At 51.5% G+C, this 14,461-nt stretch carries 13 protein-coding genes; 8 read left to right on the plus strand and 5 right to left on the minus strand.

Features of this window, described 5'->3' with window-relative positions; genetic code table 11:
• Positions 1 to 8: 8 nt before the first annotated feature.
• From LKE13_RS15650 to LKE13_RS15685, 8 genes are all read left to right on the plus strand, one after another.
• On the plus strand, positions 9 to 698 hold the full coding sequence (locus LKE13_RS15650) for an XdhC family protein (RefSeq protein ID WP_227952321.1): 690 nt from the start codon (positions 9 to 11) through the stop codon (positions 696 to 698).
• A complete protein-coding gene (locus LKE13_RS18805; protein ID WP_227952322.1) occupies positions 695 to 2,320 on the plus strand; it encodes an NTP transferase domain-containing protein in 1,626 nt (541 codons plus the stop codon). Before LKE13_RS15650 ends, LKE13_RS18805 begins: the two co-directional genes overlap by 4 nt.
• Before the next feature lie 9 nt (positions 2,321 to 2,329).
• The gene (locus LKE13_RS15660; protein ID WP_227952323.1) at positions 2,330 to 2,761 is read left to right on the plus strand and encodes an iron-sulfur cluster assembly scaffold protein; all 432 of its coding nucleotides are present in this window, start codon (positions 2,330 to 2,332) and stop codon (positions 2,759 to 2,761) included.
• A gap of 1 nt (position 2,762) precedes the next feature.
• Entirely contained in the window at positions 2,763 to 2,984 is a 222-nt protein-coding gene (locus LKE13_RS18940; RefSeq protein ID WP_227952324.1) for a DUF1289 domain-containing protein, read from the plus strand.
• A gap of 77 nt (positions 2,985 to 3,061) precedes the next feature.
• Entirely contained in the window at positions 3,062 to 3,556 is a 495-nt protein-coding gene (locus LKE13_RS15670) for a cell wall hydrolase (RefSeq protein WP_227952325.1), read from the plus strand.
• Positions 3,557 to 3,817: 261 nt separating this feature from the next.
• Positions 3,818 to 4,354 carry a PadR family transcriptional regulator gene (locus LKE13_RS15675; RefSeq protein WP_227952326.1) on the plus strand — a complete coding sequence of 179 codons (537 nt, stop codon included), beginning with the start codon at positions 3,818 to 3,820 and terminating at the stop codon, positions 4,352 to 4,354.
• Between the two features lie 39 nt (positions 4,355 to 4,393).
• A complete protein-coding gene (locus tag LKE13_RS15680) occupies positions 4,394 to 5,521 on the plus strand; it encodes an efflux RND transporter periplasmic adaptor subunit (protein ID WP_227952327.1) in 1,128 nt (375 codons plus the stop codon).
• The gene (locus tag LKE13_RS15685) at positions 5,518 to 8,694 is read left to right on the plus strand and encodes an efflux RND transporter permease subunit (RefSeq protein ID WP_227952328.1); all 3,177 of its coding nucleotides are present in this window, start codon (positions 5,518 to 5,520) and stop codon (positions 8,692 to 8,694) included. Before LKE13_RS15680 ends, LKE13_RS15685 begins: the two co-directional genes overlap by 4 nt.
• 63 nt (positions 8,695 to 8,757) lie before the next feature.
• Here LKE13_RS15685 and LKE13_RS15690 read toward each other — a convergent pair whose 3' ends face one another.
• The 5 genes from LKE13_RS15690 to LKE13_RS15710 form a co-directional block, all read right to left on the minus strand.
• Entirely contained in the window at positions 8,758 to 9,585 is an 828-nt protein-coding gene (locus LKE13_RS15690; protein ID WP_227952329.1) for a CDP-alcohol phosphatidyltransferase family protein, read from the minus strand.
• Positions 9,586 to 10,284 (minus strand): phosphatidylserine decarboxylase, encoded by a 699-nt coding sequence (locus LKE13_RS15695; RefSeq protein ID WP_227952330.1) that lies wholly within the window; start codon positions 10,282 to 10,284, stop codon positions 9,586 to 9,588.
• 110 nt (positions 10,285 to 10,394) lie between these two features.
• A complete protein-coding gene (locus LKE13_RS15700) occupies positions 10,395 to 12,227 on the minus strand; it encodes an ABCB family ABC transporter ATP-binding protein/permease (protein WP_227952331.1) in 1,833 nt (610 codons plus the stop codon).
• A gap of 121 nt (positions 12,228 to 12,348) precedes the next feature.
• Complete coding sequence (locus LKE13_RS18810; RefSeq protein ID WP_227952332.1) at positions 12,349 to 13,464, minus strand: LysM peptidoglycan-binding domain-containing protein; 1,116 nt, start codon at positions 13,462 to 13,464, stop codon at positions 12,349 to 12,351.
• A gap of 97 nt (positions 13,465 to 13,561) precedes the next feature.
• The gene (locus LKE13_RS15710; RefSeq protein WP_227952333.1) at positions 13,562 to 14,461 is read right to left on the minus strand and encodes a c-type cytochrome; all 900 of its coding nucleotides are present in this window, start codon (positions 14,459 to 14,461) and stop codon (positions 13,562 to 13,564) included.

Here is a 14,461-nt window from a genome sequence, read left to right on the forward strand (position 1 = left end):
GCAGCGACATGAAAACGGCTTTACTGGAAGAACTGCAACAGGCGCGCGTCGAAAAGCGTCAGGTTGTCCTTGCGACAAACTTAACATCCGGAAACCAAAAACTTCTCTACCCATTTGAAAGTGAAGATAATTCCGATCTGGCGGAAGCAGCGAGAAATGCCCTTCGATACGATAAACCCGCCACATTCGAGAGCGAAAACGGAACCGTTTTTCTGAATATCTTCAACCCGCCACTGCGGCTTTTCATCGTTGGGGCTGTTCATATCGCGCAGGCCCTCGTCCCCATGGCGGCGGGAGCGGATTATGAGGTTACTGTTATCGACCCGCGCCGGAGTTTCGGTTCTAGCTTTCGATTTCCCAATGTCACCCTCGATAACCGTTGGCCCGACGAAGCGCTGGAGGAGTTGAATCCAGATCGACGCACGGCCATTGTCACGCTAACCCATGATGCAAAGCTGGATGATCCGGCATTGCAACATGCTCTGAAATCGGATGCTTTCTATGTTGGCGCTTTGGGGAGCGGACGAACCCATACGAAACGGCAACAAAGGCTTCTGAAGGTGGGCTTCACAGAAGAAGATTTCGCGCGTATTCATGGGCCCATCGGCCTCGATATCGGCGCAAAAAGCCCGGCGGAAATTGCCATCTCCATCATGGCGGAAATCACGGCGGTTCTCCGTCAGAAGGAAATAACGTGATCTTTGGCCGCATAGCTGTCGAGGAGGCGGAAGGTATCGTCCTTGCCCATGCGGTAGAAACTGCACCAGGCAAGCTGCTCAGGAAGGGGCATGTGCTTTCAAAATCCGATGTAGAATCCATCAAAAACAATGGCATAGATACCATTCTTGGCGCACGTCTTGAAGATACGGATATGCCGGAAGATGAGGCTGCCGCAAAGATCGCGGCCCCCCTTACGGGGCATAATGTGACTGTAAAGCCGCCTTTCACTGGCCGCGCTAATCTCATCGCGGAAGCGCGAGGGGTCGCGGTGATTGATGAAGAACGGATAAAGACGCTCAACCATATCGATGAAACGATCACCATCGCCACAGTAAAAAACTATGAGTTGGTGGATGCCGGGCAGATGCTGGCAACGGTCAAAATCATCCCTTTCGCCACCCCGAAGGAAAAAGTGGAGAAAGTTCTAGAATATATAAAGAAAAGCACCCAATCAATTGTTTCCGTTCATTCTTTTGTGAAGAAAAAGATCGGTATCATTTCAACGATATTACCGAACACAAAGAAAAAGGTAATCGAGAAGTCGGAGCGGATCATGGCCGATCGTCTGGCGCGCTGCGACAATCAAATTGATTCAAGCCGCCATTGCGACCATCATGAGGATGCACTTGCGGAGGCGATCACGGCGTTAGATAAAGGCGGATGCGATCTTATCCTAATCTTTGGCGCATCGGCCATCACGGACCGCAAGGATGTCATCCCCGCAGCCATCACGCAAGCAGGCGGCGAAATCGACCATTTTGGCATGCCGGTAGATCCAGGAAATCTCCTTCTTCTCGGGCATTTACGCGAAAAGCTCGTGATCGGCTTGCCGGGCTGCACCCGCTCCCCCAAGCTGAATGGATTTGACTTCGTCCTCGACCGCATTCTGGCCGATATTCCGGTAACGGCATCGGATATCATGGATATGGGTGCAGGCGGATTACTGAAGGAAATCCCGAGCCGGCCGCAGCCACGCAATCAGGAACGAAAGGCCGGAGCGACAAAAGGAAAATCAGTTGCCGTCCTGATCCTCGCTGCGGGTCAATCCCGACGAATGGGGAGTAAAAACAAGCTTCTCGCTGAAATTAATGGAAAAGCCATGCTCCGCCATACGGCGGAAATTGCGCTCAAATCAAAAGCGGCGGGTGTCTTCGGTGTAACCGGTCACGACCGGAAGAAGATCGAGAGATTATTCAACGATCTCAATATCTCCTCTTTTTACAATCCGGACTATGCTGACGGCTTGAGTAGCAGCCTAAAAACCGGCTTTCGCGCCCTTGCCGATAAATATGACGGAATTCTTGTTTGTCTTGGCGATATGCCGCTGGTGGATGCGGATCTCTTTGATTCCTTGATCGATGCCTTTGATGTAGAGGAAGGCCGCGCAATAGTTGTTCCCACTTTTCAGGGCAAACGGGGCAACCCGGTTCTCATCGGTAGCCAATTTAAGAATGAAATCCTCACCGTTACGGGAGATATCGGCGCCAAGTCATTGATTGCGGAGAATGAATCACACGTCTTCAACGTCGAGGCCGATAAGGACAGTATCTTCACCGATATCGATACGCCGGACGCGCTGGTCGCCCTCCAACAAAAATGAGTAAATAACGTGATTGACGAACTTTATCACAAGAGCTTGTTGCGGCTTGCCGCCAACGCCACGGGCGATGGCATACTTGACAATCCGGATGCGGAAGAAACGAAGGATAATCCGACCTGCGGCGACCGGATCACTATGCAGATCCGGCTGGGTGAAAAAGAAATTGCCGAGCTGAAGCATCAGAATCGATCCTGCATGCTCTGTCAGGCGTCGGCGTCTATGATCGGTGAACATGCTGTTGGTAAAACACTTGAAGACATTCTAAAAACACGCAAAAGTCTGCATTCCATGTTGCAGGGCGGCGTCATTCCCGATACATCGGAATGGAAAGAACTCGAATTTTTCAATGTTGTCGCCAACCACAAGAGCCGTCATAATTGCGCCCTCCTTCCCTTTGATACTCTGATCCGGGCGTTGGAGACAGCGTTAAAGAAAGCATGAGATGCGTCGTAAAAACCCAAGAATAAAAAACATTCCCGACCTTCCCTCTCCCTGTACCGGTATATGCAGCATGGACACCCAAAATCTTTATTGTCGAGGCTGTTTTCGGACACGAAATGAGATCGGTGGCTGGGTATTGATGACCAATGAAGAGAGAATGGATGTCCTGAAAGAGATACGTCAGCGCCGACGGGATTCCCGTCTTTCGGACAAATCGCCTTAATTTCGCCCACTTCCCCCCGCTTAATGAAAGCATCGTTGATCTCAATATGAGCTTGCTTTCAAGTAATGGGGGCGCAAATGTATTTGAAAACACTTAGCATTTTGACAGTTTCCTTTCTGTCACTATTGTTTCTTGTCATGGCAACATTCATGCCAGCGGCAACAACAATAGTTGCGTCAACTGACAATGATCCCGATACCAAATGTCTTGCACAAGCTGTTTATTTTGAGGCGCGCGGCGAACCCTTCAGCGGGCAGGTCGCGGTCGCACAGGTTGTCCATAACCGCGTGGCGGAAAAGGGTACATCTTATTGCAAAGTGGTATTTGAAGGCAGCACGCGCCGCAACGCCTGTCAGTTCTCCTTTGCCTGCGACGGTAAATCCGATACCGCAACGGATCAGGTGTCCTGGCAGAGGGCATTAATGGTGGCCAACCTTGTGAGAAGCGGAAATATGCGCGACCTCTCCGGCGAGGCAACCTTCTATCACGCGAATTATGTCTCCCCGACTTGGTCGAAAAGCTTGGTGATAACGGCCAACATCGGTAATCATATCTTCTATCGGCAAATGTAATTAGCGAAACTTGATTACTGGATAAATTGCAAAAGCGGCCAATGGCCGCTTTTTTTGTCGCGTGTTTCCCCCATTATCGCCACACCCGCAAAACGATTTATTTAATTCGTGATCTTCATCACATGCTGGAATCAAAAATTAATCTATATTGAATTTGTAATTATATCGATTTGATATATATTCGTTCGGAATATGGGCATCTAGATCCCGACTTGGAACGTGGGCGCGTTTCTCGACATTTTATGTAAGTAAGTGGAATTTATGGATATTCGCACTTTATGTCTTGGCATTCTCACTATGGGGGATGCGACCGGCTATGAAATAAAGAAGACCTTTGAAGATCGGCTGGATCTGATATTCCACGCCAGCTACGGTTCTATTTACCCTGCTCTCAATAAGCTGACAGAGGAAGGCCTTGTCTCTTGCCGCGAACTCAGCCAGGAAAAGCGACCCGATAAAAAAATCTATTCCATCACCGCAAACGGTCGATATCAGTTTTTCGACGCGATCATGAAAAAACCGGCGTCTGATCGATTTCGGTCTGAATTTTTGGCAACCCTGATGTTTTCCCATCTTCTGCCGGCAGCCACAATTTCAGACCTCATCGATGGCCGGATAGAAGACCGTCTTCAGAAAATTGCAACCATGACCGACGAATGTGAAACCAAGCAAACGGATCGGGAAAAATTTCTATGTAATTTCGGCATGAAAATGTATCAGGCAGAAATTGATTACCTGCAAGATAATAGACACTTGCTGGAAGCGGACGCGCTCATGGGGAACCGCGCTGCAGAATAATACAACTAAAACCATACTCTATAAACAAGAGGTATCACTGTGAACCGCTCAATCATCATCGCAATAATAATCGCCGTTGGCGTGACGGCCTGGATTGCGTCTGGACAGATAGACACTGGCGGCGACAGTGAGACAGCGAACGGCGATGCCGTCGCGGCGACCAAGGCAGACGGAACTTCCGCCGACACTGCCGAAACGCATAAGAACCAGCCCAAAATCATGGGGGTGCGTTATGCCATCTCCACCGCACAGCCTAAAGAGCAGGAAATCATCGTCCACGGCAGAACAGAAGCCAACCGTGTCGTTGAGCTCAAGGCGGAAATTTCGGGCCGTATAAATAAAATATATGTTGAAGAAGGTGACCGCGTGAAGTCCGGAGATCGCATCGTCAGCTTTGATGTCAAGGATAACAAGGCGCGTCTTCAGGAAGCCGAAGCTCTGGTTCGGCAAAGGGAAATCGAATTTAACGCAGCCAAGAAGTTAAACAAAAAAGGCTTCAGTTCCGACACCACATTTGCCAGTGCAAAGGCGCAGCTTGATAGCGCCAGCGCGCAAGTAACCGCGATGAAAATTCGCCTTAATGATCTGGTGATCACAGCCCCGTTTGACGGTTATATCGAAGCGAGAGAAGCCGAGGTTGGCGATTACGTCAAGGATGGGAATGGGATTGCCACCATCGTGGAAAGCGACCCTTTATTGATCACGGGACAAATTTCCGAGTTGCAGGTCGGTAATATTGAAGTCGGTGGCAAAGGGTCGGCGAAACTTGTCACCGGCGAAACCGTGAACGGCAAGGTCAAATTCATCGGACGGGTTGCGGAACCTGAAACCCGCACATTTCGTGTAGAATTGGAAGTCCCGAATAAGGGGTATAAACTCCGGAGCGGTGTAACCGCGGAAATTGTCTTCAAGACAAATTCAGTGATGGCGCATTTCATCTCCCCCGCATATCTGACGCTAAACGATTCTGGCGTCCTGGGCCTCAGAACTGTGGGCGAGGATGATGTTGTCAAATTCAATCCGGTTAAAATTCTCGCAGACACACCAGATGGCATTTGGGTGCAAGGGCTTCCCGAAACCGTTCGGTTGATCGTCGTCGGACAGGATTTTGTCCGGGCGGGCGACAAAGTGAGACCTGACCTCTTCGTTGCCGAGGCTTCCCAATGAACGCCATTATTGACGCTGCCATAAATCGTTCACGGACGGTTATATCGGCTCTCCTTCTGATACTGGTCGCCGGGGCGTATGCCTATATTGATATCGCGAAGGAATCCGACCCGGATATCAATATCCCGATCATCTATGTGTCCATGACCCATGAAGGCATCTCCCCAGAAGATGGGGAGAGATTGCTGATCCGGCCAATGGAGTTAGAACTCCGCTCTATCGAAGGTGTCAAGGAGATGACCGCGAGCGCATCTGAGGGGCACGCCTCTGTCACGCTCGAATTCGATGCCGGTTTCGATGTAGACAAGGCACTTCAGGATGTGCGCGAAAAAGTTGATCTCGCAAAAACCGAACTGCCCCAGGAAACCGATGATCCGACAGTCAATGAGGTTAATTTTGCGCTCTTCCCGGTAATTGTGGTGACGCTGTCGGGCGATGTCCCGCTTCGGACCCTGATCAAGCTCGCGAAAGAGCTTGAGGATCGGGTGGAGGGCTTACCGGGCGTGCTGGAAGCCGACATTGGCGGTGATCGCGAGGAAGTGCTGGAAGTGATCATCGATCCGGTGAAGCTAGAAAGCTACAAGATTTCCAATGCAGAGCTTGCCAATGCTGTTGTCTCGAATAACAAGCTGATTGCCGCCGGCTCCATGGATACGGGCAAAGGCCGTTTCGCGATCAAGGTGCCTGGGCTTTACAAGAATGCCTCGGATGTGCTGGACATCCCCGTCAAGGTTAACAATGAAGGCGTGGTGACGCTTCGTGATGTGACGGAAGTCCGGCGCACCTTCAAGGATGCCGACAGCTACGCCCGTCTGAACGGACGCCCTGCTGTGGCGCTGGAAATCAAAAAGCGCGTCGGCGAAAATATTATTGAGACAATCGAAGCCGTCAAACTAGCCGTCGCCGAAGAGCAAAGCTACTGGCCGGAAAATGTGGTCGTGACCTTTTCGCAGGACCGATCCGAAGATATCCGGAATATGCTGCTGGATCTGCAAAATAACATCATCAGTGCCATCATTCTGGTTATGATCGTGGTGATCAGTGCCCTGGGTGTCCGCACGGCAGGCCTCGTCGGACTATCGATCCCCGGCTCTTTCCTGATCGGCATCCTGTATATGTATCTCATTGGACTGACCATCAATATCGTTGTTCTGTTTGGTCTCATCCTCGCCGTTGGCATGCTGGTAGATGGCGCTATCGTTGTGACGGAATTTGCCGACCGGAAAATGGCAGAGGGCGTGCACCGGAGGCAAGCCTATGCCCTCGCGGCCAAGCGCATGGCCTGGCCAATCATCGCCTCGACCGCAACGACACTTGCCGTGTTCATGCCGCTGATGTTCTGGCCGGGCGTGGTCGGGGAGTTTATGAAGTACCTCCCCCTCACCCTGATCACAACACTGACCGGCTCTTTGCTGATGGCACTTATCTTCGTGCCAACACTGGGGTCAGTGTTTGGGAGGGCAGGTTCGACCAATTCCAAGAGCCTTGCAGCGCTGGCGGCGGCGGAAAGCGGTGATATTCTTAGCCTTGGCGGGCTTACGGGACGCTATGTGCGCTTCCTTGCTGTTTGCATCAAACATCCGGCAAAGATTGTCGTTCTTGGTTTGGTAACCCTTGTCGGAGTTCAGATATATTACGCGACCCATGGTAATGGTGTTGAATTTTTCCCCGAAGTCGAGCCGGAAATGGCCTTGGTCTATGTCCATGCCCGCGGTAATATGTCAACGGATGAAAAGGATCTGCTCGTCGGGCAAGTCGAGCAAGAGATTCTGAAGCTTGACGATTTCGAAGGCCTTTATACCCGCTCGGGCACTACCGGCGGCGGCCAAAATGTTTCTGAAGACGTAATTGGAATCATACAGATCGAATTCAAGGACTGGCAGGAACGCCGCCCGGTGGAAGAGATATTTACCGACATTCGCGAACGCACGGCCCATCTTACGGGGATCGTTGTCGAGGCCCGAAAGCCCGATAATGGACCACCGACCGGTAAGCATGTGCAGATACAGCTTTCGTCGCGCAATCCTGATCTCCTCCCAATTGAGATTGAGAAAATCCGCCATCATCTTGAAACCAATGTCAGCGATCTGATCGACTTGGAGGACAGCCGACCCATTCCGGGTATTGAATGGCAGGTCACTGTCGATCGGTCTCAGGCCGGCCGTTTTGGCGCGGACATCCAGACTGTAGGCAAGACAATCCAGCTCGTCACCAATGGTATCAAGGCCGATGAATACCGCCCGAACGATGCAGATGACGAGATTGATATCCGTCTGCGTTTTCCCGATGACAAACGCAGCATTGACCAGCTTGATAATCTGCGGGTGATGACAACTAACGGCATGGTGCCGATCTCGAATTTTGTAACACGTGAAGCCCGTCAGAAAGTCGGAACGATCAGCCGTTCTGATTCACGACGGATTATGACTGTCAAAGCCAATGTCGCCGCCGGTGTGCTGGTCGATGACAAGGTACAGGAAATTCAGGCCTGGATACAAAATGAGGCAAATATCAACCCAGAAGTCTCCTATGTGTTCAAGGGACAGGATGAAGAGCAGAAAAAGGCCGGGGAGTTCCTCGGCAAGGCATTTGCCGTCGCCCTCTTTATCATGGCGATTATTCTGGTGACCCAGTTTAACAGCTTCTATCATGCCTTCCTGATCCTGACTGCAGTCATTATGTCAACCATTGGCGTCTTTGTCGGCCTGATCATAACCGGTCAGCCGTTCGGCATTGTCATGACGGGCGTCGGGGTTATCGCGCTTGCCGGGATCGTGGTGAACAATAATATCGTTTTGATCGATACCTATGCGCACTTACGCAAGCAGGGCATGGAAGCGATGGAAGCGGTTCTGAGAACCGGTGCCCAGCGCCTGCGCCCCGTGATGCTGACGACCGTCACGACAATTTTCGGCCTGCTGCCCATGACCTTGCAGATCAACATCGATTTTGTCTCACGCGAGGTCGTGACGGGTGCGCCATCTTCGCAATGGTGGGTACAGCTTTCGACGGCGGTGGCCTTCGGCCTTACCTTTGCGACGCTCCTCACCCTGATCATGACACCGTCATTGTTGATGCTGGGGGCAAATGTCAGTAGCTTTCTGGAACGGCATCGTGAGAATAAGGCTGCGAAAAAGGCCCTAAAGAATGCTCATCCGGAACCTGCGGAATAGGACGTCATCGGTCCCTTCCCCGGCAATATTTCTATAGGTGAAACCGAAAAGGCTTGAGAATTCTCAGGCCTTTTCTTCTTTTTCCTCTTCGTCGTCATCGTCAATGGCGTCGGAGATTTCCCCATCCGTGTTTTTACGGTTTTCCTGTTCCTGCAGTCGGCGATGGCTGAGGATGGAAAAGGGGATGGTCGCCATATAAACAATCGCAATAAGGGAAAGCAGCTGCCACGGATAGCTTGCAAGCACCGCCGCCAGACCGCCAACCAGCAACAGAACCGGCATAATAAAGCGACGGGCGATGCGAACACGCTTGATGGAAAACGTCGGAATCCGGCTCGCCATCATGAAAGCCATGAATAGTATCCATCCCGCATTCAGGATGGCAGAACGGAAGAAATCGCTCTCTGTATAGAAATGCATCACCATGAACAGAAGCGAGATAGAGGCTCCTGCTGGCGCCGCAATTCCAGTGAAATAACGGCTGGCCCACGCAGGTTGCTCCTCATCCAGCATGGAATTGAACCGCGCAAGACGCAACGCACAGGACACCGTGAAAATGAGTGCAATAATCCAGCCAACCCCGCCAAGACCACTCTCAAGCGTCCAGAGAAACAGAACAAGACCAGGGGCAACACCGAAACTGACAAAATCAGACAAAGAATCAAGTTCCGCGCCAAATCTTGACGAGCTTTTCAATAGCCGTGCCATCCGGCCATCAAGCCCGTCCAGTACTCCCGCCGCCAAAATCGCGATGACCGCCATTTCCCATTTCTCATCCAATGAGAAGCGCACAGACGTGAGTCCGGCACAAAGCGCCAACATGGTGAGCATATTCGGGATCAGGGAGTTGAGCGGCATAAACCGCAGGCGGCGACGCTGACGGATGGGCATTTAGCGAACCTCCAACGCCATGGGCGCCTCGTTCTTTGCCTTCAAATCTGCGATAACCGTCTCTCCGCCGACCATTGACTGACCGACACCGACAAGCGGCTCTACCCCATCAGGAAGATAGATATCCGTACGGCTTCCGAAGCGGATAAGACCAAATCGCTCACCGGTCCGAACTTCCTGATTATCGGTGAGATAGCAAACGATCCGCCGCGCCACGAGGCCGGCAATCTGCACAAACACGATGTCATTGCCATCATTATCACGCAAATGTACCGCATGACGTTCATTCTCCTCCGACGCTTTGTCGAGGGCTGCGTTCAGAAACTTGCCGGGGCGATAGACCTGACGGATGATCGTGCCGCCGAGTGGGATGCGATTGACGTGCACATTAAAAACATTCAGAAAAACACTAATGCGAAGGCGTGCATCTGACCCCATGCCGAGTTCCTCCGGCGGAACGGCCCGTTCGATCATCTGAACGACCCCATCAGCAGGACTGACAATCAAGCCCTCTCTGGTTGGAACATGACGGTCTGGATCACGGAAGAAGTAGACGCACCAAAGCGTCAGGATCACACCGATCCAGCCGAGCAACGGCCAGGTAAACAGAAAAAGAGCGACAGTTATCGCGGCAAAGATGGCGATAAACCGGTGGCCTTCCTGATTGATCGGAACCAGTACTGATTTTAGCGTGTCCATGTTTACTTCCCTTCGGCATACGACCCGTTACTCAAACTAGGTCATACCGCATGTGTTCGTCAAAAAGAACAAAAAGATGATATTCCGAAACAGCAGATAGATTGTATCGTTTAATCCAGTACCTGCTCAAGTTTCTCCTGATAGGTCGCGGCTTCCTGCTGCCGTTTCCACATGGCGGCATATTTCCCTTCCTTCGCGAGGAGGTCTTTATGGCGCCCGCGCTCTTGAATAATACCATTTTCAAGAACAATAATCTCATCCGCCTCCACCACCGTGGAGAGTCGATGGGCAATCACCAGCGTTGTACGGTTTTTAGAAACTTCTGCCAAGCTCGCTTGTATTTCTTTCTCCGTATGGGAATCAAGCGCGGAAGTCGCTTCATCAAACAGAAGTATGCGCGGCTGTTTCAGGATGGCCCGTGCGATCGCGACACGTTGTTTCTCCCCACCGGAGAGCTTCAAGCCCCGCTCGCCCACCATAGTATTATAACCATCGGGTAATTTTTCAATGAGCTTATCAATGCTGGCAAGACGGGCCGCCGCCTCGATCTCCGCATCGGTCGCGCCGGGGCGTCCATACGCAATGTTGTAGCGAATCGTATCGTTAAAGAGGACAGTGTCCTGCGGTACAATACCGATAGCCGCGCGCAAGGAATCTTGCGTCACTTCATTAATCTTCTGCCCGTCAATTGTCACATAGCCCTTATCAACATCATAGAACCGGAACAGAATGCGCGATATCGTCGACTTCCCGGCGCCAGATGGTCCGACAATGGCCGTTGTCTTGCCGGACGGCACCCTGAAAGAAACATCGTGCAATATCTGCCGATTGTCCTCATAGCCGAAATCAACATGGTGAAACTCAACATCCCCGCCGCCTTCTGCAAGAGGCTTCGCTGCCGGGATATCCGCAATTTCACGGGATACGGTCAGGAGCTCAAACATCTTCTCCATATCGACAAGGCTTTGCTTGATCTCGCGATAAACGAAGCCAAGGAAATTGAGCGGCTGCACAAGGAGCATCATAAAGGCATGGATAGCTACGAAATCACCGACCGTATACTCACCGGCCACAACCCCCCGTGCTGACAGGATCAGGACGGCGATCAACCCGGCACTGATAATGAACCCCTGCCCGATATTCAGATACGCAAGTGTCGTATTGCTTTTAACGGCGGCCGTTTCATAGGACGCAAGGGCCTTGTCGAACCGGCGGGCCTCATGCCCTTCATTGCCAAAATACTTGACCGTCTCGAAATTCAGCAGGCTATCAATGGCCTTGGTATTCGCCTCACTATCCTTTTCATTCATCGTCCGGCGGTATTTTAGTCGCCATTCGGTTACTGTCAGGGTGAAAAAGATATAGCTGACCAAAGTAACCAACGTAATAACGGACATCAGCCAGCCATACTGGACCAGCAAAATTCCGCAGATAAACAGGATTTTGAGTAAGGTCGGCGCAATGTTGAACAGCATAAAGCGCAGCAGGAAATCAATTCCCTTGGTGCCTCGCTCTATTACCCGACTAAGTCCACCCGTTTGCCGATCCAGATGAAACCGCAACGAGAGGCGATGCAGATGCTGAAAAGTATTCAGCGCAACCTGCCGGATGGCGTTTTGCCCCACTTTTGCGAACACCGCATCCCGCAGCTCAGCAAAGGCTTGCGTCAAGACACGCGCCACCCCGAACGCAACAATCAAGCCCGCCGGCATGACAATGACTGGATTCACATCCCCCGTCATATCATCAACGATATACTTCAAGATATAGGGTGTATAAACGGAAGCGACCTCAGCCATTACAAGCAGAACAACCGCAATCACAACACGGATTTTCAGATCATTCCGACCGCCAACCCAGAGATACTCACCGAGCGAGCGCAGCGTTGAGAAATGGCTACGTGAGCTGGATTGGCTGTGGCTGTCGAACGTCTGATTGCTCATGATGTATCCGCATTGACCCAAGTTACTTAAACATAGCGTAAAGCCCGGCAATTAGAGCCGACAAAATCCCTGTGACCACCCTTTTTGTGATGGTCACTACATCTGAACTAGGGGAATTTCGTCATTCTTGCTTAGGAAGAGCGAAAATCTGTCCCGGGTAGATGAGATCAGGATCGCGGATCTGGTTCTGATTAGCCTGATAGATCACGGTATATTCCATCCCCTCACCATAAACGCGCCGGGCAATGCGCCAGAGGCTGTTACCGGGCTGGACAATGGCGCTGAGACCGCCACTAGCCTGAGCAAGAACAACATCGCTAGCCGGTGTTTTCTGAAACGGCAGCTCGATCCGCGAGATAATTTTCCCGTCCGTCCCATGCTGATCAATCCGAAGCGTGTGATTACCTGCCGGAATGGACTCGTCCGGGACCAGTGACCAGTTACCATCGCTATCAACTACGGCCGTCCCGACCGGCTTGTTATTCATATATACCGTGATACGATTGCCCGGTTGCCCACGCCCCGAAAGAGAGAGCGTTCCCTTATCGTCATAGTTCACAGATCCAAGCGATAAATCCTTCGCCGCAGAGACATCCCCTTTCGCTGCAGGTACCTGCAAGAGCTTCGTCGTGGAACCTGTTGCCGCGCCGCTCACATCATCTTTCGGAACCAGCATGGCGATCGCAGGAACCCGATCATCCACGGGGATTGTGCAATCAGGCACATTCATGATGACGAGGCTGCCTGACTCAAGCTCGTTGCCATCGATCCCGAGTGCGCTCAAATTAACTGTTTGCGATCCCGACGGAAGAGGTTTGCTTGACGTGAACACCCACTCCCCATTCGAAGACGCCGTTGCCTCACCGGTCTTATCCGAGCCTATATAGATTGTAACCAAAGCTTTGGGTTCCGCCCGACCGGCGGCCACAAGGTCGCAATTTTGATCAATACGAATAATATCGAAGCTCGGGCGGGCAAGCGCCACGCGTTTACCTTCATCATCTGTTGTATCGTCGAGATTTTTCTCAATGACTTTGGCCTGAGAGACAGCTGCCTGTTCTGCTTCTTTGGCACCATCCCCTCCATTGGCCTTGGCGGGGGCAGTCTCCGCATTCGATAGGTCAGTTGTTTCAACGGGACCCTGCGGTTCAGAGCCGAAAAACATGTCACTGCGATAAAAGAGAAACAGACCAGCCACTAAAAGCAATAAAATCGCCAAGATACCAAATACGCGCACCAGAGCCTCACTCGGTTAACTATATATGTCGCTATTATGAACCCCCATGGCAATTCGCGCAATCTTTAGTAAAATTTGAAAGATTGAGGGTCGTGAGCTACTGGATTTTATTGTTAATCGGAGGGATACTTTTTAAGTAAACAGCAATCGCAGCGAGGTCATCCTCCGTCAGCTTGGATGTGCTATGGTTGATCACTTCTTCCATGCTGCCTTGTACATTGTCGAAGTCGGGTTTCATCCCGTCCTTCATGAAGCTGACGATATCCCCTTCTGACCAGTCTCCAATCCCCGTTTCACCATCCGGCGTGATGTTTGGAACTTTCTCTCCCTCCCCGCCATTCACTGTCCCGGCGAGATAAAAATCACTCTCCGTTCCACCCAGAAAATTGCGCGGCGTATGACATTCTCCGCAATGGGTCAATGCCTCCACCAGATAGCCGCCTCGGGCAACGGCCTTGCTGGCATTCGCGGGAGGAGTATAAGCACCATCTTTAAAAAAGAGGAGCCGCCACCCCCACTGCAACCAACGCCAGGAGAATGGTGCGGATACTTCATGCGGCCGGTTTTCTTTTGCAACTGGCGTCAAAGACATCAGATGGGCTTTAATGGCAAGCGCATCACCATCTGTCATTTTAGTATAGCTGGTATAGGGAAAAGCCGGAAAAAAATACTGTCCCGCAGGCGAAATACCGTGTTTTACTGCCTTCAGAAATTCTTCATTCGACCAGCCACCAATGCCATTATCCTTGTCCGCCGTTATATTCGGCGAATAGAAAGTGCCAAAAGGTGTATCAAGCGCACGCCCTCCCGCGAATGGCTCACCCTTGTTCTTGATATCCGTATGGCACCCATAGCAGCCGCCAGCCGCGGTGAGATAAGCGCCTTTATCTGCTATCTCATCCGCCTGCGACACACTGATACAAACCGACGCCAATAGATAGGCCGCCCCAAATTGCATGGCGGTCCGTCGGAGCTTGGACTGGAATCTTCTCTGCAT

It is taken from the genome of Sneathiella sp. HT1-7 (genome assembly GCF_020731145.1).
In the GTDB taxonomy this organism is placed as follows: Bacteria; Pseudomonadota; Alphaproteobacteria; order Sneathiellales; family Sneathiellaceae; genus Sneathiella.

Bases quoted from the DNA above. Each gene is read 5' to 3' on its own strand.
- LKE13_RS15685 (WP_227952328.1), top strand. From the start codon at position 5,518: ATGAACGCCATTATTGACGCTGCCATAAATCGTTCACGGACGGTTATA.
- LKE13_RS15710 (WP_227952333.1), bottom strand. From the start codon at position 14,461: ATGCAGAGAAGATTCCAGTCCAAGCTCCGACGGACCGCCATGCAATTT.
- LKE13_RS15675 (WP_227952326.1), top strand. From the start codon at position 3,818: ATGGATATTCGCACTTTATGTCTTGGCATTCTCACTATGGGGGATGCG.
- LKE13_RS15670 (WP_227952325.1), top strand. From the start codon at position 3,062: ATGTATTTGAAAACACTTAGCATTTTGACAGTTTCCTTTCTGTCACTA.
- LKE13_RS15695 (WP_227952330.1), bottom strand. From the start codon at position 10,284: ATGGACACGCTAAAATCAGTACTGGTTCCGATCAATCAGGAAGGCCAC.
- LKE13_RS15700 (WP_227952331.1), bottom strand. From the start codon at position 12,227: ATGAGCAATCAGACGTTCGACAGCCACAGCCAATCCAGCTCACGTAGC.
- LKE13_RS15650 (WP_227952321.1), top strand. From the start codon at position 9: ATGAAAACGGCTTTACTGGAAGAACTGCAACAGGCGCGCGTCGAAAAG.
- LKE13_RS18940 (WP_227952324.1), top strand. From the start codon at position 2,763: ATGCGTCGTAAAAACCCAAGAATAAAAAACATTCCCGACCTTCCCTCT.
- LKE13_RS15690 (WP_227952329.1), bottom strand. From the start codon at position 9,585: ATGCCCATCCGTCAGCGTCGCCGCCTGCGGTTTATGCCGCTCAACTCC.